An 822-nucleotide genomic window follows, 5' to 3' on the forward strand; every position below is an offset into this window, starting at 1 on the left:
TCGATGCGATCGCCCTCCTGGAAAAACCCCAAATCGATTAAGCGATGATACTCATCAATCGTAAAGCGTTTGGCAGCTATTAAACTCATTGACCTGCAAGAAAGTTGACCACAGTTTTAATTGTAACAAAATTTTACCCCGACGAAAACCCAAAATTTCTGCGCCGATCGCAGCAGCAAGCTAGCAAACAAGTGGGGAATATGAAACGCATCGTTCTCATTGCTAGATTTTAATTTGGTCTGGGCGGAAATGACCAATTTTTGCTGCCTACCTCTTGGGTTGTGGTAGTTAAGCGATCGCCCCCGGAAAAACCCGTCCTAGTTCCAGAATCGCATCGGGAAACTCGGGTAAAGCAACGGTTTCATCCGGAAGCAACACCTGCTTTTGGCGGTAGTCAAAAACCGCATTAGATTTTTGATAGGGAACCTTGTAAACTTCCAATTGATTTTCCAACAAATTGACGAGCCAATATTCGGCAATATTCGCTTCCGCATAAAGGGGAAGTTTCACCTCGCGATCGTACTGCAAAGAAGAATCGGCAATTTCGATAACTCCGATAATATCTTCCGGCATCGGATGATGAGATAAATAGTTATCTGGCCGATTTCTCACCATAACAAAATCCGGTTCCGGTTCGCTGTTATTGGGCAGTAAGATAGGGTCTTGGCATTGGAGAGTGGCGCGTTCGCGGAGTAATTTGGGCAGTTCCCGAATTAAATTTCGACAACAGGTTGTATGCGCTTTGCCTTTAGAAACCATTGGCACCAGTTCTCCCCGAATCAATTCGATGCGATCGCCCTCCTGGAAAAACCCCAAATCGAT

At 45.3% G+C, this 822-nt stretch carries 1 protein-coding gene; it reads right to left on the bottom strand.

Annotated elements, in window-relative coordinates; translation table 11 throughout:
* Window positions 1-288 precede the first annotated feature (288 nt).
* A partial coding sequence (locus LKK83_RS29220; protein WP_324634984.1) for a Uma2 family endonuclease occupies window positions 289-822 on the bottom strand: 534 nt, incomplete at its 5' end.

The sequence above is a fragment of the Phormidium sp. CCY1219 genome (assembly GCF_035615515.1).
Classification (GTDB): domain Bacteria; phylum Cyanobacteriota; class Cyanobacteriia; order Cyanobacteriales; family Laspinemataceae; genus CCY1219.